23 protein-coding genes and 2 pseudogenes are annotated in these 24,102 nt (G+C 51.1%); 19 read left to right on the forward strand and 6 right to left on the reverse strand.

Annotation, left to right across the window (positions count from 1 at the left end; genetic code table 11):
- Positions 1–186: 186 nt before the first annotated feature.
- On the reverse strand, positions 187–801 hold the full coding sequence (locus NNL21_RS27870) for a helicase-related protein (RefSeq protein WP_256555533.1): 615 nt from the start codon (positions 799–801) through the stop codon (positions 187–189).
- Positions 802–1,202: 401 nt separating this feature from the next.
- Positions 1,203–1,412: pseudogene (locus NNL21_RS36885) on the reverse strand (Crp/Fnr family transcriptional regulator); the annotation flags it as partial.
- Between the two features lie 109 nt (positions 1,413–1,521).
- Between NNL21_RS36885 and NNL21_RS27875 the strand changes: the two are divergent.
- Together NNL21_RS27875 and NNL21_RS27880 are read left to right on the forward strand one after the other, a co-directional pair.
- Positions 1,522–2,268 (forward strand): IclR family transcriptional regulator, encoded by a 747-nt coding sequence (locus NNL21_RS27875; RefSeq protein ID WP_204820615.1) that lies wholly within the window; start codon positions 1,522–1,524, stop codon positions 2,266–2,268.
- Positions 2,269–2,488: 220 nt separating this feature from the next.
- Complete coding sequence (locus NNL21_RS27880; RefSeq protein WP_204820616.1) at positions 2,489–3,595, forward strand: P-loop NTPase family protein; 1,107 nt, start codon at positions 2,489–2,491, stop codon at positions 3,593–3,595.
- A gap of 58 nt (positions 3,596–3,653) precedes the next feature.
- On the opposite strand, the gene acnA is transcribed toward NNL21_RS27880, so the two are convergent.
- Positions 3,654–6,377, reverse strand: coding sequence for an aconitate hydratase AcnA (gene acnA / locus NNL21_RS27885; protein ID WP_204820617.1), 2,724 nt, complete (start codon positions 6,375–6,377; stop codon positions 3,654–3,656).
- Between the two features lie 377 nt (positions 6,378–6,754).
- Here acnA and NNL21_RS27890 point away from each other — a divergent pair, with 377 nt between their 5' ends.
- The 7 genes from NNL21_RS27890 (at position 6,755) to NNL21_RS27920 (ending at position 13,420) form a co-directional block, all read left to right on the forward strand.
- A complete protein-coding gene (locus NNL21_RS27890; protein WP_204820618.1) occupies positions 6,755–7,897 on the forward strand; it encodes an amidase domain-containing protein in 1,143 nt (380 codons plus the stop codon).
- 59 nt (positions 7,898–7,956) lie between these two features.
- Entirely contained in the window at positions 7,957–9,069 is a 1,113-nt protein-coding gene (locus NNL21_RS27895; RefSeq protein ID WP_204820619.1) for a D-alanine--D-alanine ligase, read from the forward strand.
- Between the two features lie 167 nt (positions 9,070–9,236).
- Complete coding sequence (locus tag NNL21_RS27900) at positions 9,237–9,554, forward strand: hypothetical protein (RefSeq protein WP_204820620.1); 318 nt, start codon at positions 9,237–9,239, stop codon at positions 9,552–9,554.
- Positions 9,551–10,576, forward strand: a complete 1,026-nt coding sequence (gene uvsE, locus NNL21_RS27905) for a UV DNA damage repair endonuclease UvsE (protein WP_204820621.1) — start codon at positions 9,551–9,553, stop codon at positions 10,574–10,576. Before NNL21_RS27900 ends, uvsE begins: the two co-directional genes overlap by 4 nt.
- Before the next feature lie 94 nt (positions 10,577–10,670).
- Positions 10,671–11,441, forward strand: coding sequence for an enoyl-ACP reductase FabI (fabI, locus tag NNL21_RS27910; protein WP_204820622.1), 771 nt, complete (start codon positions 10,671–10,673; stop codon positions 11,439–11,441).
- Between the two features lie 177 nt (positions 11,442–11,618).
- Entirely contained in the window at positions 11,619–12,452 is an 834-nt protein-coding gene (locus tag NNL21_RS27915) for a sulfite exporter TauE/SafE family protein (RefSeq protein ID WP_256555534.1), read from the forward strand.
- Positions 12,453–12,559: 107 nt separating this feature from the next.
- Positions 12,560–13,420: an inositol monophosphatase family protein gene (locus tag NNL21_RS27920; protein WP_373567605.1), complete on the forward strand. Its 861-nt coding sequence runs from the start codon at positions 12,560–12,562 to the stop codon at positions 13,418–13,420.
- Positions 13,421–13,586: 166 nt separating this feature from the next.
- Here NNL21_RS27920 and NNL21_RS27925 read toward each other — a convergent pair.
- Positions 13,587–13,960 (reverse strand): annotated as a pseudogene (locus NNL21_RS27925) (spore coat protein).
- A 239-nt stretch (positions 13,961–14,199) separates the two neighbouring features.
- Between NNL21_RS27925 and NNL21_RS27930 the strand changes: the two are divergent.
- The 6 genes from NNL21_RS27930 to NNL21_RS27955 all read left to right on the forward strand — a co-directional run bounded on the left by NNL21_RS27930 (position 14,200) and on the right by NNL21_RS27955 (position 17,839).
- The gene (locus tag NNL21_RS27930; protein WP_204820623.1) at positions 14,200–14,352 is read left to right on the forward strand and encodes a hypothetical protein; all 153 of its coding nucleotides are present in this window, start codon (positions 14,200–14,202) and stop codon (positions 14,350–14,352) included.
- A 100-nt stretch (positions 14,353–14,452) separates the two neighbouring features.
- Positions 14,453–15,016: a spore coat protein gene (locus tag NNL21_RS27935; RefSeq protein ID WP_204820624.1), complete on the forward strand. Its 564-nt coding sequence runs from the start codon at positions 14,453–14,455 to the stop codon at positions 15,014–15,016.
- Between the two features lie 144 nt (positions 15,017–15,160).
- Positions 15,161–15,448 (forward strand): hypothetical protein, encoded by a 288-nt coding sequence (locus tag NNL21_RS27940; protein WP_204820625.1) that lies wholly within the window; start codon positions 15,161–15,163, stop codon positions 15,446–15,448.
- Positions 15,432–16,856: an FMN-binding glutamate synthase family protein gene (locus NNL21_RS27945; RefSeq protein WP_204820626.1), complete on the forward strand. Its 1,425-nt coding sequence runs from the start codon at positions 15,432–15,434 to the stop codon at positions 16,854–16,856. Before NNL21_RS27940 ends, NNL21_RS27945 begins: the two co-directional genes overlap by 17 nt.
- Before the next feature lie 117 nt (positions 16,857–16,973).
- Complete coding sequence (locus tag NNL21_RS27950; protein WP_204820627.1) at positions 16,974–17,342, forward strand: hypothetical protein; 369 nt, start codon at positions 16,974–16,976, stop codon at positions 17,340–17,342.
- Positions 17,343–17,479: 137 nt separating this feature from the next.
- Complete coding sequence (locus tag NNL21_RS27955) at positions 17,480–17,839, forward strand: AMP-dependent synthetase and ligase (RefSeq protein ID WP_204820628.1); 360 nt, start codon at positions 17,480–17,482, stop codon at positions 17,837–17,839.
- A gap of 216 nt (positions 17,840–18,055) precedes the next feature.
- Here NNL21_RS27955 and NNL21_RS27960 read toward each other — a convergent pair whose 3' ends face one another.
- Both NNL21_RS27960 and NNL21_RS27965 read right to left on the reverse strand, forming a co-directional pair.
- Positions 18,056–19,375 carry a glutamate-1-semialdehyde 2,1-aminomutase gene (locus tag NNL21_RS27960; RefSeq protein WP_204820629.1) on the reverse strand — a complete coding sequence of 440 codons (1,320 nt, stop codon included), beginning with the start codon at positions 19,373–19,375 and terminating at the stop codon, positions 18,056–18,058.
- 143 nt (positions 19,376–19,518) lie between these two features.
- The gene (locus NNL21_RS27965) at positions 19,519–20,583 is read right to left on the reverse strand and encodes an LCP family protein (RefSeq protein ID WP_204820630.1); all 1,065 of its coding nucleotides are present in this window, start codon (positions 20,581–20,583) and stop codon (positions 19,519–19,521) included.
- Between the two features lie 216 nt (positions 20,584–20,799).
- Here NNL21_RS27965 and NNL21_RS27970 point away from each other — a divergent pair, with 216 nt between their 5' ends.
- From NNL21_RS27970 to bcp, 4 genes are read left to right on the forward strand one after another with little or no spacing between them, the layout of a single operon-like run.
- Entirely contained in the window at positions 20,800–21,870 is a 1,071-nt protein-coding gene (locus NNL21_RS27970; RefSeq protein WP_204820631.1) for an ABC transporter ATP-binding protein, read from the forward strand.
- A complete protein-coding gene (locus NNL21_RS27975) occupies positions 21,863–22,657 on the forward strand; it encodes an ABC transporter permease (RefSeq protein WP_204820632.1) in 795 nt (264 codons plus the stop codon). Before NNL21_RS27970 ends, NNL21_RS27975 begins: the two co-directional genes overlap by 8 nt.
- 8 nt (positions 22,658–22,665) lie before the next feature.
- Complete coding sequence (locus NNL21_RS27980; protein ID WP_204820717.1) at positions 22,666–23,457, forward strand: ABC transporter permease; 792 nt, start codon at positions 22,666–22,668, stop codon at positions 23,455–23,457.
- Between the two features lie 50 nt (positions 23,458–23,507).
- Entirely contained in the window at positions 23,508–24,005 is a 498-nt protein-coding gene (gene bcp, locus NNL21_RS27985) for a thioredoxin-dependent thiol peroxidase (RefSeq protein ID WP_204820633.1), read from the forward strand.
- Positions 24,006–24,102 lie beyond the last annotated feature (97 nt).

Here is a 24,102-nt window from a genome sequence, read left to right on the forward strand (position 1 = left end):
GTAGGCGTAAATCCGTGATGATTAAACTGACGGGAAACGATAGTTAAATTACCGGATTCCCATGTAGGAGTAAAGGGGCCGGTTTTTTCATGCAATGAATTGCTTAGCGTACGATTATTTTCGTAGGATCAGACAGCAGCATGAGGCTGCCGCGGAATTGATTGGCAGCCTTGCTGCAGCGTTACACTATGGGTTCCTGCATTCCCGATATTCGAACTCGTCGATTTTGCCCGACGTTAGGAGATAATATATGGTCGCTTCTTTATGATATGAAGTTTGTCTCGATATGCGGTTGTTGCGCTGCAGAATATCAGAGTAGCGGGCCGGATAATCATAGTGCACAAGATGATTTGCCGCCGTAACGTCGAGACCGGTGTTGACGGAATCCGTAATAAGCAGAACGGTGGATTCCGGGATTTTATTAAATCTGTCAATCATCTCATTGGCCTCATGGATGGAAAGCTGTGTCGTAATAATAAGAACGCCCTTGATGTCCTCGTCCGCAGCAAGCTCGTCTAATAACAGGGCGGTGACGGCATTCGATTTGGAGATGACGATCGCTTTTTCCCTTCTGTCACTCACATCTCGGATGATGGACCGCAGCATGTTCATTTTTTGCGGATTCTGGTTGCACATAAGCGCCATTTGCTCTTTAATCGCCATGAGCTGCTTTTTTTCATGAATGGAGGAGGCCCGGCTATTTCGCTCGGAAGCCGTAAAGTAATGATTCAAAAGCTTCAAGTATTCGGTTTCATATTCGGGCTCCAAGGATACGACGATCTGTTTTTCAGTAATGTTCACGATATCAGTCATCCTTCCTGCTCTTCTTATTCTTTGAATAATAGCAACGTAACTTATACATGCAAAGCGGATGGTTAAATTAATCGAAAAAATGCAGCCCGCCTCTTTAGGGAGAACGGACTACATTTTTTCGTCATGCCTCATTTTTGAAAAGAATTCTTTGGACTACCTCTACCCTCAGCCCAAAAGGGGTGTTTTGCAGGGATCTCCTCTTAACGGGTTCTCAGGCCGTTTAGAGGAGCAGAAAAAAAGGTTATACAGGAAGGTTACTAGATTTCGCGCCATAACTCCAATTAGAAAAATCCAAGTAAATTAGAATTGGCTCATTTTCAGATCGGATCCTGCCTGCTTTCTCATCAGCCGAATCCGGTTTCAAATCCACGGAATCACACAATAATCGCCCCAAAACGACCGGCATTATACCCGGCGGCCAGGAGAATAAATCCTATCAGAATAAGATTCGGATTTTTGCTGATGGCACCGGGGAACAGGAAAGAAAAATTCAAAACCAATCCCATCAGTGCTGAAAAAGTAGTAAACGTACCGATCAACAGCCCTAGTCCGACTAGGAACTCGCCCCATGGCACCAAGAAATTAAAAAAACCGACATTCAGTGATTCGGTAGCAGGCGACCTTTGACTTTACGAGAATGGTTCTCATCGGGTATACTAGGTGTAACAAAGTTTCATTGAATGAAACTAATCGGGATGGTGGTTAAGCATGAGCGAGGATGGAAAACCGACCGTACGCGCCGTCGAACGGGCGCTTGATCTGCTGCTTTGCTTCACAGTCAGGAACGAATGGGCGATGACGGAGCTTGCTGAGAAAGTCGGGCTGCACAAAAGCACGGTGCACCGGATGCTGGCTACGCTTGAAGATAAAGGCTTCGTAACGAGAGATCAGCTGTCCGACCGCTACAGGCTCGGATTACGTATATGGGAACTGTCCGCGAATATGCCGGGAGCGGATGACCCGGCCGTTCTAGGCCTGCCGGAGATGGAGCGACTGCGCGATCTGCTGGGAGAAACGGTGAGCTTATATATCCGCGACGACAGCGAGCGGATTCGCATTCAGGCGGTGCAGAGCAATCAAGCGGTGCGGCGCGTGGCGCCGATTGGCGTGCGCCTGCCGCTGTACGTAGGCGCTTCGAGTAAAGTGCTGATCGCCTTCGATGAACAGGCGAAACGGGAGATGCTGCTTGCGGATCCTACCTGGCCGGCCTCCATTGACCGGAGACTGTTCCGGCAGCAGCTGGATGAAATTCGGGCACTCGGCTATGCGACGAGCATCGAAGAACGCGAAGCGGGTGCAGCGGCCGTCGCCGCACCCGTATACAGCCGGTCCGACAAGCTGGTCGCAGCGCTGTCCGTTTCCGGACCGGCCAATCGGCTGACGTTGGAGGTCATGCGCGAGCATGTGCCGGCAATCATGGAGAGTGCCCGCCGGTTGGGCACCATGCTGAAATAAATCCGCCCAGGCCCGGGCGGCACGTATACCAGAACCTCTTAACTCAAGTCTTGAGAGAGGTTCTGGTTTTTTTTCTAAGGGTAACTGACTTCACCTGCAAGACTGGCATAATGGCTTTCTTCGGATTGAGGATAATTGAAGCGAAGGAGTAGGGCGTAGAAGATAGAACTGGGATTGTATATGCTGAGTTATTCAGATAAACACAAAGGGAGGGGAGCAAATGTCCAAAACAAGTGCAAGGCTTATATTGATGGAGGGACTTCCATCAACGGGGAAATCGATGAACTCAGGTCTGTTATTAACGCAGTTCGAGAGGAATGGCCGGCAGGCCAGATGGATTCACGAAGTCGCCAGGCCCCATCCGACCCTATTCTTCCATGAAGCTTGTATAGATTCTCATGAGTATGCAGGGTTCATAGCTCGTTATCCGAACGCAGCAGATGTACTTGAGCGTATCGGAATGAAGCGCAACAGCTCCATCGGAATCGACCTGCTCGACGCAGAATGGAATTATGCCGAAGCGATGGGGGCCGACGCATTACGAGACCTGGGGCAATACGATGTGTGGAATTTTACTCTGGAGCGGTACATGGAGGCGGCGCTGGAGAAGTGGAGGTATTTTGTACAAGCCCAAATCGCGTCGGATGAGATTATCATTCTGGACAGCAGTATTTTTCAATATCAGATTTACAGTTTTCTGTTGGTTGATGCTCCTTTCTCGAAGCTCAAAGCTTTCATTGAAGAGATTTATGAGATTATTATGCCTCTGCAACCCTCATTGGTGTATTACTACAGGGAAAACACGGAGGATACAATCGATTATCTAGCTGAGAGTCGAGGAATCGGTTTTTTTAACCGGATCTGGGAGAGGGATCGGAAACAGCCTTATTATAAAGATCGTCCGCAAGGAGCTGAGGGGTATAATATGTTTCTGAGGGACTATGGGGCGTATGCCAAAAAACTATTCGACTCGGCTCCCATATCTAAATTGTTACTGGAAATTACAGAGGGGAACTGGGAGGAGTACACCGGTCTTCTCATGAGCTTCGTGAATATATCGTCTATCGCGCCTCCGGCTGCCCGCTTTCCTAGCGGTCAATTCGTTAATGAGACACTCAACCAGCAGCTTACATTCATCGACGACTATTGTATAACCCCTGGCGGGGGGCGCAAGCGATTGTCGCCCAAATCGGATACGGAGTACTACCTGCATGATATCCCCGTCACGTTCAGATGGATTCAAGACCGGATTGTAGTAGAAGGGGAGCAATTGATTGACCGGTGGACTGCGAGTGGAACGATCTTTCAGCGCATACGGTCGGACTAGGGAATAAAAAAACGTCTGCAGCGCCAATTGGCGTGCAGACGTTTGTGGTTATATAGGCTTAGTTAGCAGCGTTAGCGGCGATCATTTGACGGAGAACCGTCTGCAGAATACCGCCGTTGCGGTAGTAGTCGACATCGACAGTGGAGTCGAGGCGGACGCGTACCGGGAATTCAAACGTTGTACCGTCTTCGCGTGTTGCGATGACTTGTACGGCTTGACCTGGTTGCACGTCATTCGTCAGACCTACGATATCGAATTTCTCGCGGCCGGTAATGTTGAGCGTCTTCCAGCCTTGACCCTCTTGGAACTGGAGCGGGAGAACGCCCATGCCCACGAGGTTGGAGCGGTGAATACGCTCGAAGCTTTCCGCGATGACGGCTTTGACGCCGAGCAGGAACGTACCTTTAGCCGCCCAGTCACGGGAGCTGCCTGTGCCGTACTCTTTGCCTGCCAGAACGATAAGGTTGGTGTCTTTCTTCTGATACTTCATCGATGCGTCATAGATCGACATGACTTCATCCGTTGGCAGGTAAGTCGTTACACCGCCTTCCGTACCCGGTGCGACTTGGTTGCGGATCCGGATGTTGGCGAATGTACCGCGCATCATGACTTCATGGTTACCGCGGCGGGAGCCGTAAGAGTTGAAGTCCCGCTTGTCGACACCATGCTCAAGCAGGTACTCGCCTGCAGGGCTGTCCGTCTTGATGTTGCCTGCAGGTGAAATGTGGTCCGTCGTTACGGAATCACTGAGCAGGGCAAGCACGTTCGAGCCTTTGATATCGGCCATGTCACTGATGCCGTCGTTGATGTTCTCGAAGAATGGCGGGTTCTGGATGTAAGTCGAGTTTGCATCCCACTCATAAATTTCGCCTTTCGGCACTTCGATTGCATTCCAACGCTCGTTCTGCGTGAAGACATTCTCGTATTTTGCACGGAACATATCGGCATTAACGGCGTCGCGTACAGCGTCGCGAATTTCTTTGTTCGTTGGCCAAATATCTTTCAGGAAGACCGGTTGGTTCTTGCTGTCATAGCCGATTGGATCATTAGTCAGATCGATATTAACCGTGCCCGCAAGCGCATAAGCGACAACGAGCGGCGGGGATGCAAGATAGTTTGCTTTGACTTGAGCATGAACGCGTCCTTCGAAGTTCCGGTTACCGGACAGAACGGCAGCGACCGTCATATCTTCATCGGTAATGGCTTTGCTCACTTCATCTGGAAGCGGACCGGAGTTACCGATACAAGTCGCGCAGCCATAACCTGCAACGTGGAAGCCGAGTGCTTCGAGCGAATCCATCAAGCCGGCTTTCTTCAGGTATTCCGTAACGACGAGTGAACCCGGCGTCAGGGAGCTCTTCACGTAAGCGGGCTTCTTCAAGCCGAGCTCGGCCGCTTTCTTCGCAACAAGGCCGGCACCGATCATAACGCTCGGATTGGACGTGTTCGTGCAGCTTGTGATGGCCGCAATGACGACTGCGCCCGTACCCATTTTGCTGACGGCTCCGTTAGGATGCTTTACTTCGACCATTTGCTCGATTTTGTTGTCGGACAGCCCGTATCCGCCTTTCTCGATTGGCGTGCGGATGATGTCGTTGAAGGATTCCTTCATCGCTGTCAGCTCTACACGGTCTTGCGGACGTTTCGGACCTGCAAGCGAAGGAACGATCGTCGACAAGTCGAGTTCCACGATATCGGTGAAGACCGGCTCAGGCGTGTCGTCGGTACGGAACATGCCTTGCGCTTTATAGTAAGCTTCAACTAGCTCAATTTGCTCTTCTGTACGGCCAGTTGCACGAAGGAAATCAAGTGCTTCGGCATCGACTGGGAAGAAGCCGATCGTTGCGCCGTATTCAGGTGCCATGTTCGCAACAGTGGCACGGTCTTCCAAACCGATGTTGGAGAGGCCTGGGCCGAAGAACTCAACAAATTTGCCGACAACGCCTTTTTTGCGGAGAATTTGTGTAACCGTCAGCGCCAAGTCAGTTGCCGTTGCGCCTTCTGCCAAGCTGCCAGTCAGACGGAAGCCGATAACTTCCGGCGTTACGAAATAAAGGGGTTGGCCGAGCATGCCGGCTTCAGCCTCGATACCGCCAACGCCCCAGCCGACTACACCAAGACCGTTGATCATTGTAGTATGGGAGTCCGTACCAACTAGGGAATCCGGATAAACGACGGTTTCGCCGTTAACGGTTTTCGTTGCCGCCACCGATGCCAGGTACTCCAAGTTAACTTGGTGAACGATACCTGTTGCCGGCGGTACAGCGCGGAAGTTGTCGAACGCCGTTTGAGCCCAGCGAAGGAAACGGTAGCGCTCCTCGTTACGTTCGAATTCAACGTTCATGTTATATTCGAGGGCTTCCGGCGTACCGAAAGCATCGACCATAACGGAGTGGTCGATAACGAGATCGACGGGAACGAGCGGGTTGATTTGTTTTGGGTCTCCGCCCGATTTCTTAACGGTGTCCCGCATAGCGGCAAGGTCGACGACGACCGGTACGCCGGTAAAGTCCTGCAGAACAATACGTGCAGGAATGAATGGAATTTCTTTGTCTTCGCGGCCCTCAGCCCAGTTTGCAAGCTGTTTGACGTGCTCAGACGTAATTGCGCGTCCGTCGAATTGGCGGATAGCGGCTTCAAGCAGGACTTTAATAGAGAAAGGGAGCTTGGAGATTTGACCGAGTCCTTGCTCTTCTAACCCTTGCAAACGGTAGTAAGCGTATGGCTTGCCGCCGACTTCAAGCGAAGAACGAACGGAGTACTCGTTTTGGTGTGTTGTCATGGTTGGATGACGCCTCCTAAAAGTTTTTTGCGATACAACTTGGCATACTTCGAAGCGAGCAAAGCATGACCAAGCGTTTTCTTGACCGAGGGTCAAGTTGAAACAGCTGCAGAGTGAGCGTGAATAGCCGCTCTTAAGCTTCGTTCATCGTTCGTGTCCCATTCAAGTTTATTCGTTTCACTGAGTGAAACACGATTTCATAAAACCAACTACTCTTAGTATAGCGCTTTTTCGGTGCTTTCGTAAAGCCGAAATAACCGTTTTTGTGCTGATTTACGATGGTATTTAGCGGATTTCGAACATTCCTCATGATTTTGCCCAAAGCCTCATATAATGAACCAACTTACCCGCCATTAGTCCTGCAGGGAGGAATCGTCATGCCGCGAACGGGAAATAAACAGAAAAAGCCTGGAAGCCGGAACGCCGTTACCGCGAACCGGAGCATTGCCGCTGCAAGCCGGAGTGCCGGCCGTGAAGCGGAGGCTGTCCCGGAAGGTTGGAAAGCCACCGTACACGAATACGTGAAGCTGTATAATCAAGCGGAGATTGACCGTTATTCGCCTGCTTTGAGCGAGGTTGTGAAAGATCGTGATCACCTGTCCCGCCTCGGGCATCGTTTGGAACGGATGCGTGAGGCAGAGCTGATGCGGGGGGTTATCCCTTCAAAGAGTGAAACGAGCGCCGGTTTGCTGCACATAAGCGAATCCAGTTCCGGCTCGGAGGTTTCGGTCATGCTCGAGCTGCACATCATCAGAACCATGGAACAGCACGGGCGCAGCTATATGGAGGAACGGTGTGAGCGGGAAAGGCTCTGGCTAGCGGCGGAGAACAGGAGTTATCGGATCGCGAGAATCGAGCCATTGGTGCTCGAACGGCGCCCCCGGTATGGCATGCAGCAGCAGCTCGGCATGCTCTATACGTCCGATGACCATTCGGAGGAAAATTATAATACGGCCTCAATCCCCTTTATCAACGTGGACATGATACCTAACTTCAAACAACAGCGTCAAGGCGTCCGATATCGGCGGGATTTGGCCGCAGCGTATGCCGATCGGTGGTGGAATGAAGCGAATCCGGCTTACGAGAATTTTGACGTCAACTGCACGAATTATGTGTCCCAGTGCCTCTTTGCAGGGCAAGCGCCGATGAACTATACTGGTAAAAGGGCTGCGGGCTGGTGGTATCGCGGCCGCAGCGGCGGCCGTGAGCAATGGTCGTACAGCTGGGCTGTATCGAATGCGCTTCAGCTCCATTTATCTGCGGCCAGGCGTGATGGACTGCGGGCTACCGTGGTAGATTCACCGGAACAGCTCGCCCTCGGCGATGTTATCGTATATGACTGGGGAGGCGATGGCCGCTATCAGCATAGTACGGTCGTCACGGCCTTTGACTCGAGCGGAATGCCGCTCGTGAATGCGAATACCGTCGCAAGCCGGCATCGTTATTGGGATTATCGGGATTCCTATGCTTGGACGGAGCAGACACGTTACCGTTTTTTTCACATTGCCGACGAGTTATAAGGGGCCAATGCATGTAAGCCATCTATCGTGGGAAATTATACGTAACCGGAGGATTAGCCATGGGTGAGAAAGTGCGCGTAGGGCTCGTTTATGGAGGGCGCTCGGGCGAACACGAAGTTTCGCTGCAAACCGCGTTAGCGGTCATGAAAGCTTTTAATTACGACAAGTATGAAATTAAACCTTTCTATATTACCAAAATAGGGGAATGGCGATCCGGTCAGACGCTGCTTGCACCGCCGGCCGACGTGGAGATGCTGCGTCTGGCAGGGGATCATGGCCAGTCAGGCACCGATGCCTTAATGCCAATATTTAACGGTCTTTCGGGGGAGAGCGGCTCCGGAACCGATGCGAAGCCCATTGATGTCGTCTTCCCGCTGCTGCACGGCACGTTCGGTGAAGACGGCACGATTCAGGGCATGCTGGAGATGGCCAATATTCCTTACGTAGGCGCAGGTGTACTCGCTTCGTCAGTGGGTATGGACAAGATTATGATGAAGAAGGTATTCGCGCAGGAAGGTCTGCCGCAATGCATCTTCCGCTTTTTCAATCGTACGCAGTGGGAGAAGGATCCGGCTTTCTTCATTATGGAGATCGAGGTTGCGCTCGGCTACCCTTGCTTCATTAAACCGGCTAATCTGGGCTCCAGCGTCGGTATTTCCAAAGCGGGCAACCGCGTGGAGCTGATTGCTGCGATCGATTACGCCTTCCGCTTCGACCGGAAGGTCATCGTGGAAGAGTTCATCGATGCGCGGGAAGTTGAAGTGAGCGTGCTTGGCAACGATGAGCCGCGCGCATCTGTGCCCGGTGAAATTGCTTCATCTAATGAATTCTACGATTACAAAGCCAAGTATACGGACGGCAAGTCCACGATGCATATTCCTGCGAATATTCCCAATGAGACGGCGGAGGCGCTGCGCGACATGGCGATTCGCGCGTTCCAGTCGATTGATGGGTCGGGTCTATCACGCGTAGATTTCTTCCTGCGCAAAGAGGATGGCCGATTGTTCATTAACGAAGTGAACACCATGCCAGGCTTTACTCCATTCAGCATGTACCCGCTTATGTGGAGGGAAACCGGCGTTCCGTACGCTGAGCTGCTGGACACGCTCATTAATCTAGCCTTGGACCGCCATGCAGAGAAGCAGCGGATCGACTTCAGCGGCGCAGAGTAAGTTACTTACAGCTTGCAGGGTTTCTCTTGTTGCTGAAAATGGCAAGAAACTCTAGAAATAAATTAGTGTTAGATGGCGGCCAATCCGCCGTCTCTAACGCTTAAGCTGGACAAGCTTCATAGCGTCAGGAGAGCCTGTACTAGGCAGAAGAAACGGAGGTTAGGGAAATGGGATTCCAAACGGAGTTTAATTCGGTCTGCAAGTTCAAGTCCGCCCAGGAGCTGTACGAGTTGATGGAGTATGGGAAGTGTAAGATGGTCAAGAGCGGCTTCCGTATTTATCCGACCGGCCAGAAGGTAATCGCATATACACCGGAGAATAAGGCGGCTGCGATTGTACGCATCTCCGCATCGATTGCCGAAATCAACTTCCAAGGCAGCGAGATCACATCGGTGGAGATGGAGCTCGTGCGGAAGCTGACGGAGGAAGAGTCGCGGGTACAGACCGCACTTGCGCACGAGATGTTTTTCGGAGAACACGAATGATTGTCCGCTTCGGCTTCGTCGCGATGACCATGATGCTGGAGAATGCGTCACCGTCCAGGACGATGACGTTCGCCAACTTTTCGAAGCTGGCCGACCGTGATGCCGCGCTTCGTAAGCTGGAGCGGATTTCAGAGGAAAACCTGCATAACACCTTGCGTATGCTGCGCCACTGTGTTGCTCACGACATCAAGGTATATCGTTTCTCATCCAAGCTCATCCCGCTTGCTACACATGAAGCGTTAGCCGATTGGCAGCCGTGGCCCGCACTCGCAGACAGCTTTGCCGAAATCGGCAGCTTCGTGAAGACGAACGGGATGCGGGTCTCGTTCCATCCCGATCACTTCTGCGTATTCAGCACGCCGAGGCCTGAAGTGCTCGATAAGTCCAAGCAGGATTTGGCATATCACCTGAAGATGCTGGACGCAATGGGGCTGGATGAGCGGGCCAAATGCAATATCCATGTCGGCGGAGCATACGGAGATAAGCAGGGCTCCGCCCAGCGGTTCGTGCGGCAGTTCGGCTCCTTGCCGGATCGCTACCGGAGCCGGGTCACACTCGAGAACGATGACAAGACCTTTACGGCACGCGAGACGCTGGAGGCGGCGGAAGCGGTGGGCACGCCCATGGTGCTGGACATCCATCATCATGCTGTGAATGATGGCGGAGAAAGCAGCTCGGCGTTGTATGGAGACTTATGGCCGCGCATCCTGCGTACATGGAATCCCCAGTATGTCGGAGAGGGAGAACGCGAGGCGGTGTTTGAAGACCGCCTAGCACCTAAGCTTCACTTATCCAGCCCCAAGAACGAGAAGGATCCAAGAGGCCACGCCGACAATGTCGATGCGGGTCCTGTCACCCGTTTTCTGCGTGAGGTGTCGGGGTCGGTCGATCGTCTGGATTGCATGCTGGAGGCTAAACACAAAGATGCCGCGCTATTGCGGCTCATGGATGATCTCCGCCAACTGGAAAAGGCCGGCGAAGGCATTCGTGTCATTGACGGGGCGACCGTCGAAGTGTTCTAAATGCGTGGACAAGCTTGATATTCTGCTTGAAATGGGTTATTTTGGAACAAGATCGAACTAATAATTCCCGTCAGGGAGAGGGGGATTTCCGGTTATGAACGGATTGATGAGCGGTAAGAATGTGCTCGTAATGGGCGTCGCGAATGATCGCAGTATTGCTTGGGCAATCGCGCAGTCGTTGGCGGCTCAAGGTGCTAAGCTGGCTTTTACATACGAGAACGAACGCGTGCAGGAGCGTGTCCGCAAGCTGGCTGATACGATTCCAGGCTCGGTTCTGATGCAATGCAATGTGACGGTCGATGAAGAAATTGATGCGCTTGCAGCGGAATTGAAGGAGCACTTTGGCGTGGTGCACGGTCTCGTGCACAGCATCGCATTCGCCAAGTCGGAGGAATTGGACGGGATGTATGTGGATTCCTCGCGTGCGGGGTTTGCGCTTGCGCATGATATTAGTGCTTACTCGCTTACGGCAGTGGCACAGCGTATCTATCCGCTGATGACCGAAGGCGGCAGCATGATGACGATGACGTACCTGGGCGCAGAACGCGCGCTCCGCAATTACAACGTCATGGGCGTTGCCAAAGCGGCATTGGAAGCATCGGTTCGCTACTTGGCGGCTGATCTGGGACAATTCAACATCCGCGTGAATGCCGTATCCGCAGGTCCGCTTCGGACGCTTGCAGCCAAAGGCATCAAAGACTTCAACTCGATTCTCCATCAAGTGGAAGAGAAAGCACCGATGCGGCGCGCGACGGAAGCGGCTGAAGTTGGCGACACGGCGATGTTCCTGCTCAGCAATCTCTCACGCGGCATTACGGGCGAAATCATCTACTGCGATAACGGTTATAACATCGTAGGCGTATAAACTTTTAACAGATAACCGACCGCTTTCCGGCAGCACCGGGAAGCGGTCTCTCATTTTATAATGGGAAGTGAAGACTGCTGGTGGTAGAGAACCTATTATGGTTAACGTATCGGATGATCCATCCCATTAACGATTTACGGGATCAATATTGGATATAATGAAGGTCAGAAGAAGGAAGTGACATACGTTGTGATAGAGCTTGCGCTGCTTGTCCTTCTCGGACTGGTTGCTGCCGTGTTCGGGAGCATTGTCGGCCTCGGCGGCGGCATTATTATCGTACCGGCACTTATGCTGCTCGGACCACAGCTAACGGGGGCCGAGATCGATCATGCGACGGCGGTTGGAACATCGCTTGCCGTGCTCATTGTAACGGCACTGGCATCCACACTGACGTATGCGAAGCAGAAGAGGGTTGACTTTAAGAGCGGCTGGATGCTGTTTATTACGAGCGGTCCGGCGGCTATGGTGGGATCTGCGCTGACCGGCAGCCTGAAGAACGGCGTTTTTCAATTGGTCTTCGGTTTATTCATGCTCGCAATGGCGGCGCTGCTGATCGCCCGTGATTATATGAAGCCAATCTCAAGAAAGTGGCCGGTACAGCGGACCTTCACGGATGCCAATGGCATTACGCATTCGTATGGTTATGCGATCATACCCGCACTTGCAGTAGGATTAGGGGTCGGGCTTATATCGGGCTTATTCGGAATTGGCGGCGGCTCGCTGTTCGTGCCCGTGATGGTGCTGCTGTTTCGCTTTCCGCCGCATCTGGCCACTGCAACGTCGATGTTTGTTATCTTTTTATCCTCCATACTGGGGAGCGGCGTCCATGCCTGGCTTGGCGAGACGGATTACTGGCTCGTGCTGGCGCTTGTGCCGGGCGCATGGATCGGTGGTATGCTTGGCGCATATATAGCGGGGCGCATGACCGGCAAAGGCGTGCTGTGGCTGCTAAGAGTGACGCTTGTGCTGCTGGCCGTAGAATTAATCATCGAGGGAATGGCTCGTTTGTAACGGTAACGCTTAGATCGGCTCAGACATTCGGGCGAAACTTTGGTAGACAAGCGGCGTATAGTAGTAAGGCAAGCTAAACTAAACTGAACGCATAGGAAAGTAGTGTGATAACCGTGAGTGACCAGCAATCGAATTTCGCGGTGGGAAGCAAAAGCTTTACCGCTGTGGCCATTAACTGCGCTGCTAAAGCGGGCGAATGGATCAAAACCAAACTTGGTAATTATACAAGCCTTTCATTAAAATATTCGGCACAGGACTTAGTTACGGAAGTGGATAAGGGCTCGGAAACGATGATTCGCAATCTTATTCATACCCATTTTCCCGATCACTCGTTTCTGGGTGAAGAGGGCGTGGAGCCAGGGCCGGAGGCCTCTGAGAAGGCGCTGCAGCGGGTGCGGGATGCCGAATATCTATGGATTGTGGATCCGGTTGACGGGACGACGAACTTCGTACACGGATTTCCGTTCTTCTCTGTCTCGATAGCGCTTTCGTATAAAGGTGAGGTCATCGTAGGAGTCGTGTATGACCCAATGCGGGATGAGTTATTCGTCGCGGAGAAAGGCAAGGGTGCCTATGTGCGCGGCCGACGGATGGAAGTATCGTCCGATGCGGCGCTGAGCAAGAGCTTGATCGCCACCGGCTTCCCGGCGGATCCGCATTATGCGCTGCCGATGAATATGAAGGGGCTCCAGGCGCTCGTTCCTCAGGTGCGTAATGTGAGATCCGGAGGCTCGGCTGCACTTCACATGGCATACGTCGCGTCCGGACGACTAAGTGGATTCTGGGAATTCGGACTGAATTCATGGGATTTGGCCGCCGGGGCGCTTCTTGTGACGGAGTCTGGCGGAAAGGTAACGGACACGAAGGGGGCTCCTTACGATCTTGGCGTACGGAATGTCGTGGCGACGAACGGGCATATCCATGAGGAAATGCTCACCGCGCTGGCCAAAGCCGATGCAGCCGGTTAGCTGCGCAGGGTTGGTAAAAAGCACAAGCTGCAATAGGAAGAGACATTACAATCTTTATGAACAGACCTGCCAGTTGCAGCATCCGGATAACTTTTATACACAGTAACGAACAAATAATAGCGCAAAAAGTCCCGCTGACCACAATGGCCAACGGGATTTTTTTGCATTACATACTCAAGGCCGTTTTCGCATTGTTCACATCGTTTGCAAGGAGTTTGTTCTAAGTGGTAAGACGGGTAGAATCCACGTTGATACATAAAATAGAATATTTCTCCATGCAGATTAATGGCGTTATTAAGTTGCTTTTGAAACGTTTCCCTTAATTGAGGGGTAGCTGTTTCAGTAATCGCAATTCTGCGCCAGTGTTATTTCTTGTAGCTGTTGGTGCATTCGGATAATACTTCATCAACTCGTGCAAATTCTGTTCTAAACTGTGGATCGTCTCCTCATATAACGCATGGAGCTGTGGATCCTTCACGTCGTTAAGGTGCATTTTAAATCCGATTAAATGATTTGCTGAAAAGCAACGAGCTCATGCATCTCCAATGTTTCATGCCATGCCAGATGCTGCTGAGGTTGCCTATAAGTTGAATACAAAGCTGTCCCTCCAAGGTCTTGGTAGGATAGCATATGCCCAAAAAAGCAAAATCTACTATACCTATCTTGGACGGGGAAGCTAGCAACCACAATGAATAACATTTTTAATCTTAAATGAATATAGGTTGGGCTCTTCGTTAAGAATGAGGTGATCTTAGACGAACAAGGAGGTGTGTCCTAATATGAATCGTGAAAAAGAAAATCTTGAAACCCCTCAAGAGGATCTATCTGAAATTGACCGTTCAACTATCCACCCCAAAAGAGGAAGCGGTGGAAATAACCAAATTAAGTCCGAAAAGCTCCGTTATGAAAATGCGGATGAAATTTATGAATAGATAGGCATCCGTACGTGGTTGTCGGTAGCAACGCATAAGAAAACAATGACATGAAAATCCTATATGCTTGTGAAGATCATTCCTTGAGGAGGTTACAGTGATGCAACTTGCCGTACATGAAGCTCAGGATTTGCATGAGTTAGCAATGAGTTGTGTGAATTCGATTACTAACATGGCATGTTTTATGAATCAGGCTCAGGATGCTGAACTTAAAGCCATTCTACAAAAGCATTTCCCACAGCACCTTCAAGACTATAACATGAAGGTCGAGTATTTAAGCAAAGCTGCCGGCGCAGTGACTAAATTACCTGTGCCCGATTTACAACCCGTTCTACAGTCGTTTACACAGGCTCCGGTTGCTCCATTACCGGTAACTCCTAGAACATTCGTCCAGCAATTTAATGATCGTGAAATGGCGACAGCGTATTTGCTGACATTAAAGCGTTCAGGGCGAGAATATGCTTGGGCGGCAATGGAGATGAGCAATCCGGAGATCAGAAGCTTTTTGGAAGACGCTTTTCGTATGTGTTCACATCATGCATACGATGTTTGGCAATGGATGGTTAAGAAGGGATATTATCCATTGGAGCCAGCTGCGAAATCGACGCTTGACACATTAGGTACTATGTATCAACTGGTGCAGGAGCCAATGACCATACAATAGTTTGAATTTAATTTGCCCTCTCGGGGTATGGGAGGGCAAATTTCAACCTGTAGGAGGCATCCTATGACTACCTTGCTGATCAATTTTTGTTTGTCCTTCGGGAGTGACCGTCTCGACATTTTAAAAAAAAGGCTGGTGTAACGCATGCATCAAGATCTGAAAAACATACTCTCTTATATGCAGCACGAACTGAATCGGATCGAAACCATGGCTGGAACCCTTTCGACAATTGAACGCGAGCATTACAACAAACTAACGAATTTTGAGCATCGTGAACTAGTTGACATCGCGGTAGAAGAACAAAATGCAGCCCGCCAACTCGGAACGATGAAGCAAATGTGTTTAACAATGACTCAGCAAATAGAAGGGGTAAAAAAAGCAATTGATCGTAATGAACTCGGGGAGAGTGCTGCGCGTGCGGAGACTCATTGAAAACTTTATCCGCTCTGTTATTAACGACAATGTAGATAAAGCGATTACAAGAGCAATTAGAGACCAGTATACGGAGAACCTGTTTGAAATGATTCCGGCAACAAAGAAGGTTGGTTTAACTAATCTTATGGAGATCGTAATGCGGGCGAATCAAGGCACCCCGGTTTCCCGGCCGCTCGGCAGCCCTATTCATTTATCTCCATGGGAGAAGATTCTATTCAACCCGGTCCACCTCTTTCGTTTTCCAACACCCGAAAGTGTTGGAATCAGCACTTCAATTACGATTGGTCACCGTGCCAGAAAACCTATGACCATCTCGATTCCCATCATGATTGCCGCAATGTCCTTTGGCGGTGCTTTAAGTAAAAGCGCGAAGATAGCTTTAGCAAAAGCGGCTACCGCTGTTGGAACGGCGACAAACACCGGTGAAGCAGGGCTTCTTGAGGAAGAAAGAGATGCTGCTCATCTACTTATCGGGCAATATAATCGTGGAGGATGGATGAACACGTCTGACAAATATAAACGCCTTGACGCAATTGAAATTCAATTGGGCCAAGGCGCGCAAGGATCGGCCCCGCAACGGACGTCGGCCAAAAATATCGGAGAGGACTTTCGGGAGGTTTATGGCTTGCGGGAAGGTGAAGACGCTCTGATTCATTCCCGTCTGCCCGGCGTAAATACAAAAGATGATTTTATTCAATTAGTTAGGAGACTTAAGGATGAAACGGGTATACCCATCGGATTGAAAATTGCAGCTACACATCATCTCGAAAAAGAATTGCAAATAGCTGTAGAAGCAGAAGTGGATTTTGTAACTGTTGACGGTGCGGAAGGTGGAACACATGGAGGGGCACCAACCTTACAAGATGACGTAGGGTTGCCTACCCTGTTTGCCATAGCCAGAGCGAACGAGTTTCTCGCACGAAAAAAGGTCATTCGAGATATCAGCCTCCTTGCAACCGGGGGACTGGTGACACCTGGACAAATGCTTAAGGCAATTGCATTGGGTGCGGATGGAGTCTATATCGGTACAGCGGCTATCATGGCGCTTGTGAGTGAGCAAATGGTGAAAGCAGTACCCTTTGAACCACCAACAAGTTTAGTTGTTTATACAGGGAAAATGACAGATCAATTAGATATTGATAAAGCGGCAATGAATTTAGTTAGATACTTGAATGCTTGTGTCCTGGAAATGGAACAGGTAGCAATAACACTTGGTAAAACTGCAATAACGGATATCGCTAAATCAGACTTATGTACAATTGACCCTTTTGTTGCAAAGGCAACCGGGCTCCAGCTTGGATATGTTGCCCCCGAGCATCAAGGCCGGTTCTTTGAAGAAACAAAACCGCTATTCCAACCATTAGAGGGCCAAGCGGAAGATCAGCGAAGCTCAATTCATCATTAATAATGGTGGGTGGGTAAGACCGAAATGAAGCGGGGTTAAGCAAAAGTCGTGGATATGGAGTAACAAATTAGAACAGACTAATGTGTAAATAGAAACGGTACAAAGGAGAATCGTTTTATGCCAGAAAAACCGATCATTGTATACTTCAATTCACCGGATCAAGCCAACAAGGCTCTTGAGAAAATGAAAAACGAATTTGAAGTGATTGAGTCAGGAATCGACCGATTCGACGGTTATCCTGGTGAAGGTTACAATCCTAGCAATCCGCTTAGCGGAGATATACCGAGCCTTGGTTCTTTGACGCTAGGCGGAAATTTCGACACCGATTCAGGTATTTTGGCTGCTGCTAGCACAAGCGCGAGCGGTTACAGTTCGGGAGGACCCGGCAATATGGTCTCCGGCGTAGACATCATTCTAACTGCGATCGTCCAAGAAGAAAACGGCGATAGAGCAATGGAGATCGCTCACGAATGCGGTGCCCTCTAAGTACCTTCTCAGCAAACTCAACCCGCGCAAATCGTGGCAAGAACCTCCCTGTAACTGCCAAAAAAAGGGCGTACATAATTACCATACCAATAGAAGAAATTAACGTAGCACAAAAAAGCCCATTGGAGGAATGAAAAATGTTTCAGAACTTAAATCAGAACCAAAACCTATCCAACCAGATCAATCAATGTGAACAGATCATTAACCAATTAATGAACCAGACCCAGCAAGCAACCCAAATGTATCAACAAATGCTTCATCAAGAACAACAAAATGCAGCAACTCTTCAGGATTTGGCGCACAGAGAACAGCAGGCATCACAAATGATCCAGACGGCTTTACATGGTCATCAACAAGCTATGCAGCAAATGCAGCAAGTTTCCCAGATCTGCAAACAACTTGAACAGTCTGCTCAGAACTTTAATATGACTAACATGAATCAGTCCCGATCTAATCAAGCCAATGCCAATACGTACACGACTAGAGGATTCCAATAACAACGAATTAACATGTAGTCCCCTTGACTACCAAAAAAAGGATCGGTTTCTCCGGAAACCGGTCCTTTTTTATATGGATTGCAATCCAACGGAACAAGGATATATATGAATCGTTTAATTATAGAAAAAGAGCCGCCAAACCGGTAAAATGTTGAAATATGCTACCGAGGTGACGACTCCAAGACGAGCCGTTCTCTCAGGCTCTAAATGCGGAGGCTACTTGGCCGACATCGCTTGCAGTGCACGATCCGCCGCTTCAATGGTCTTCGCGATATCCTGCTCCGTATGAGCCGTGGTCAGGAACCATGCCTCGTACTTGGAAGGCGCAAGACAGATGCCTTGATCCAGCATCAGGCGGAAAAAGTGAGCAAATTGCTCGCCGTCCGTATCTTGCGCCTCTTCGTAATTCGTTACCGGATGATCGCAGAAATGCGTCGAGAAGGAGCCGCGAATCCGGTTAATCGTGAGCGGAATGCCATAGCGGTCAGCCGATTGCTGCAGGGCTTCGGTCAGCTGCACGGCGAGTGCTTCCATCTGTTCATAGACTCCTGGCTGCTGGAGCACTTCGAGGCAGGCAATACCCGCAGAGATCGATGCCGGATTGCCGGCCATTGTGCCTGCTTGATACGCAGGTCCGAGCGGTGCAACCTGCTCCATTATTTCTTTGCGGCCGCCATAGGCGCCGATCGGAAGGCCGCCGCCCATAATCTTGCCGAGCGCCGTCAAATCCGGTTCGATCGCTTGTTTGTCCGGGAATGCGCCATACGTCTGCGCACTGCCGTAATGGAAACGGAAGCCGCTGATGACCTCATCATAGATGACGAGTGCGCCGGCTTGACGGGCAAGACGGCAAAGCTCCTCCAGAAAGCCTGACTGTGGCATGACCATGCCGAAGTTGCCGACGATCGGCTCCACCATAACGGCAGCGACTTCGTCTCCCCAACGTTCCAGCGCCTGCTGAAGACCGCTGATGTCATTGAATGGGACTGTGATCACTTCACTGGCAATGCTGGTCGGAATACCTGCGCTGTCCGGGATGCCGAGCGTCGATGGACCGGAGCCGGCCGCAACGAGAACGAGATCCGAATGGCCGTGATAGCAGCCGGCGAACTTAATGATTTTGTTGCGTTTCGTATAGGCGCGGGCTACGCGAATAGTCGTCATAACAGCCTCTGTGCCGGAGTTGACGAAACGAACCTTATCCATGGACGGGATCGCAGTCTTCAGCATACGGGCGAGCTCAATTTCCAGCTCTGTCGGCGTGCCGTACAGCGTGCCGTTCTCGACGGCTTTCGTAATCGCAGCTGTAATGTGAGGATGTGCATGGCCGGTTATGATGGGGCCGTAGGCGCATAAGTAATCGATGTACCGGTTGCCGTCAACATCGTAGAAATGCGCGCCCTTGGCACTTTTCATGAAGACGGGCGCGCCGCCGCCGACCGCCTTGAAGGAGCGGGACGGGCTGTTGACGCCGCCGACAATGTGCTGCAGCGCTTCGGCATAGAGCTGCTCGGAACGCGGACGTTGGATGGACATGGGTGAAATCCCCTTTCTATGGTTCGCCGCCACTTGACGGTTAGATAATGAGATTATGAAGCGTGAATGTGAGCCGAATAACAACGAAAGAGGGGGAGCCCCGTTCGCTGCCGAACACGAGTCCCCCTTATTCCGTACGGCGCTTAGTTGCTTGCTGCATTACCGCCGCTCTTGCTGTCGGTCTTGCCTTCCGGGTCTGCTTGGACGGATACCGTACTGTCCTTCGCAAGCTCATCCTGAACGAATTGACGTAGCTTCTCATCATTGCGTACACTGAGTACGGCTGCGTCTCCCACCTTACGGTCGCCAATGAGATCCATAGGCGGTACTTGCGCGGAGCCGGCCATATGGCTCTTCACGCCAAGTGTGGCGAGCTCAAGCATATCCGAAACTTCGAGATTCGTCTTAATATAAGGTGCCACGCTGTCTAGAATTTCTTTCATGCGGACCAGGTTCCAGCCGTTCTTCAGCTTGTCGGCCACAGCCGACAGCAGGTTGCGCTGGCGTTCGGTACGCGTGAAATCGCTCATCGCATCGTGTCGGAAGCGGACATATTGAAGCGCCTTATCGCCGTCAAGCAGCTGCTGTCCTTTCTTTAAGTGAATGTCGTAACGGTTGCCATCGGCATTATCCTTATAATTCATGTTCTTCTCGACATAAAAATCAACACCGCCGATCACATCGACCAGCGACTTGAATCCTTCGAAGTCGGTATACACATAATACTGGATGTCGAGTCCCATCATGTCGCCGATGGTCTTCATGGCAAGGTTAGGGCCGCCAAGCGCAAGCGCCGTATTGATCCGGCCTTCGCCATGACCCTCGATCGGCACATAGGTATCGCGCAGAACGGATAACAGATGCGCTTTCTTCGTAATAGGATCGAAGGAGGCCACCAGCATAGAATCGGAGCGTGCCTGGTCATTTTCCTTCAGGCCGCGGTTATCGCCGCCCATCAGCAGGATGTTAACCCGCTCGGTTCCTTCCCATTGCACGGGCTTCAAGGTTTCGTCTTCTTTATGCTCACCAATCGGAATGGTATCCTTCGGCTTGCTTAAGCTGTCGAGTCCGTTGTATACGCCAACGGCTTGATAGATAAAGTAAGCGGCTATAAGTACAATAATGACTCCAAACCCAAGTAGGGTGTATTTCCACGGTTTCTTCCGTCTACTTTCTTTCTTAAGCTTACGCTCTTCAACCCGAGACATGTTGCTCCTCCCATTCGTTACGTGCTTTAGTAATCTCTTATTCAAAAGCCTGGCCAAAAAGAAGTGACATTTACGCCAAATTAAAACTACTGTAGTATTACATATCATAAAATTATAAAATGCGGAGTCGTATTGGCGCAAGTTTTATCTACTAGAAACGAATGGGGCAGATATTTCCCAGGAAATGTCGTCCTCAAGGAAAGGAAGTGACGTCATATGCTAGCCATCGACGTGAAGGATTTACGCAAGCAGTTTTCGGTGCAAAAAAACCGTGAAGGTTTGGGAGGTGCGCTCAAGGATTTGTTCAAGCGCGAGTACAACCAGATTACAGCGGTCAAGGATATTTCGTTCCAAATTCCGCAAGGCGAAATATGCGGTTACATAGGCGAGAACGGAGCCGGGAAATCGACGACAATCAAGATGCTGACCGGCATTCTCGTTCCGACAGCCGGCCATCTGCGCGTTAACGGATTCATTCCCCATAAAGAGCGCGAGAAATTCGTGCGGGGCATCGGCGTTGTTTTCGGCCAGCGCAGCCAGCTGTGGTGGGACATCGGCGTCATCGAATCGTTCCAGCTGCTGCGCAAGGTGTACCGGGTGCCCGAGGCGGATTTTAAGCAGCGGCTTGACGAGCTTGTCGAACGGCTGCAGCTGTCTGAGCTGCTGAACCGCCCCGTACGCAAGCTTAGCCTGGGCCAACGGATGCGCTGCGAGCTGGTCGCATCATTGCTGCATAATCCGTCGATTCTGTTTCTGGACGAGCCTACCATCGGACTCGACATTATGGTGAAGACGGAAATTCGCGATTTTCTCAAAAAAATCAACCGCGAGCAGGGGACGACGATTCTGCTCACGACCCATGACCTGCAGGATATTGAAGCGCTCTGCTCACGCGTCATTATGCTGGATGACGGCCGGATTATCTATGACGGAGGCTTGGATGAGCTGAAGTCCAGGTGGAGCAAGGGCAGGGAAGTTCATTTTCAATTCGGGGAACGTCCCGATCTTACCGTTCTGCGCAACTTAACGGAGGGTTTGCCCGGTGTCGCATGGTCGCTGGAGGAACTGACGGCAGCCATGTGGCTCCCGCACGCGGTCAATGTATCGGATGCGCTGGCACGGGTAGTCGGAGGCGGGGTGGATATTCGCGATATCAAGATCATCGAGACGAATACCGATGAGATCGTCCGTGAAATTTATCAATCGGGAACCGCATCCAAGGAAGCAACCGAGAAGCTGGCGCAGTCGTCTGACAGTGTAAGCAAGGAGACGGTGCATCATGGCTAGCGCATATTTGGATCTCATCCGCATTCGTTTTCTGATGATGCTGGCTTACCGGGTCAATTACTATAGCGGCATTGCCATTTATGCGATCAATATCGGCGCTTATTATTTTCTGTGGAAGGCGATTTACGGCACGCAGACTGAGCTCGGCGGCTTCACCCTTGCCCAAATGACGACTTACGTGGCGGTATCATGGATGGCGCGCGCGTTCTATTTCAATAACCTTGACCGGGAAATTGCGAATGAAATCCGCGACGGCAGCGTCGCCATTCAATTTATTCGTCCGTATTCCTACCTGATGGTCAAATTGATGCAGGGCTTTGGAGAAGGGATCTTCCGCCTGCTGCTGTTCATGGTGCCGGGGATGATTATCGTCTGCCTGCTGTTTCCGGTTCGTCTGCCGACAGATCCTGGCGTATGGGCGTTATATCTTGTCATGCTTGTGTTGAGTTTTCTTATTAATACGCAAATCAACATGCTGGCCGGATTGTTCGCATTCTTCGTGGAGAACAACGAAGGAATGCTGCGCATGAAGCGCGTCTTAGTGGATCTGTTCTCGGGCGTCATTATCCCGATCTCGTTCTTCCCGGGCTGGCTGGCAGACACGATGAAATGGCTCCCGTTTCAGGCTATTACCTATTTGCCGAGCTCCGTATTCACTGGAAGAACCGCAGGCGGCGAGGCCTACCGCGTGTTAGGCCTTCAAGTCGTATGGTTTCTCGCGCTGCTCATTCCAATCGCGTTGGTATGGCGTCAGGCGCGTTACCGGCTGTTCGTGCAGGGGGGTTAAACAAGATGATGTTCTATGCGTCCCTATGCTGGGAATATATGAAAAACTATGCGAAGACGCGGCTTACCTACCGGCTCGATTTCTGGATCGAAGTGCTGTCCGATCTGATGTTCCAAGGCTTGAACCTGATCTTCATCCTGATCGTCTTTCAGCATACGCCTTCTCTGGGCGGCTGGTCGGAGGCGGAGGTTGTGTTTGTATATGGGTTCTTTATGGTCCCGTACGGTATATTTGGAACCTTCTTCAACTTATGGAATTTCAGCGAGCGGTATATTGTGAAGGGTGAGATGGATCGTGTGCTGACGCGTCCTGCTTACAATCTGTATCAAATTTTACTCGAAAATATGGATCCGGCCTCGCTCTTCGGCTCGGTCGTCGGTGCGATCATTATGGCGGTAAGCTGGTCGACGCTCGGATTGCCGTTCGAGATGCTCGATGCCCTGATGCTCATCGTATTCATTATTGGCGCAGTATTAATCTACGCAGGCTTATATACGGCCTTGACGGCGATCGCATTCTACTCGGATGCGCCGACGGGTATCCTGCCGCTCATGTACAATATTCAGAACTATGGCCGTTACCCGGTCAATATTTATAATAAAACGATCCGGTTTTTGCTGACCTGGATCCTGCCGTTCGCCTTCGTAGGCGTCATCCCTGCGTCGTATTTTCTCGACCGGAATGAGGATGGGCTGTCCACGCTGGCATTGCTCACACCGCTCGTCGGGGTTGTCGTGCTGTCGATCGGATTGTTCGTCTGGAACCGGGGGATCACGCGTTACCGCGGAGCTGGCTCCTAGGGCGTGCCGGCATGGGAGAAGCTAGGGGCTTCGGAGAAAGGAAGAGGGAAATGGCGACAATTAAACCAAAAGCATTCGTAGGAAAAAAGGCGCCGGGCTTTACGCTGCCCGCGTCTGGCGGGCGGGAGGTTTCGCTGAGCGACTATCTAGGCCGTAAAGTTGTGCTATTCTTTTATCCGAAGGATTTAACGCCTGCATGCACGCAGGAATCATGCGATTTTCGCGACGCACATGCGGATTTTGAAGGCTGCAGCACGGTTGTGCTGGGGATCAGCATTGATACGGCGGAGACTCATGACCGGTTCACGGAGAAATATGGGCTTCCGTTCGAGCTGCTGGCGGATACGGAGCATAAGGTGTGCGAGCTATATGGGGTCTGGCAGCTGAAGAAGCTGTACGGACGGGAGTATATGGGGCTGGTCCGCTCCACCTTCTTGATCGACGAGAAGGGCAAGCTCGTCCGCGAATGGCGCAATTTACGGGTGAAAGGACATGTGCAGGAGGTCCTTCAAGCCGCTTGCGAACCAGCCAAGAAGAAGACGAAGTAAGCGTAAGTTTGAGAACGACGAGGCTTCATGGTAAGTAAGGGAGGGTCTTGTAGTATTCGGGGAAGTGCCGGCCTGAATGCATACGAGGCACCTCTTT

The sequence above is a fragment of the Paenibacillus mendelii genome (assembly GCF_024498075.1).
GTDB classification, from domain to species: Bacteria; Bacillota; Bacilli; order Paenibacillales; family Paenibacillaceae; genus Paenibacillus_Z; species Paenibacillus_Z mendelii.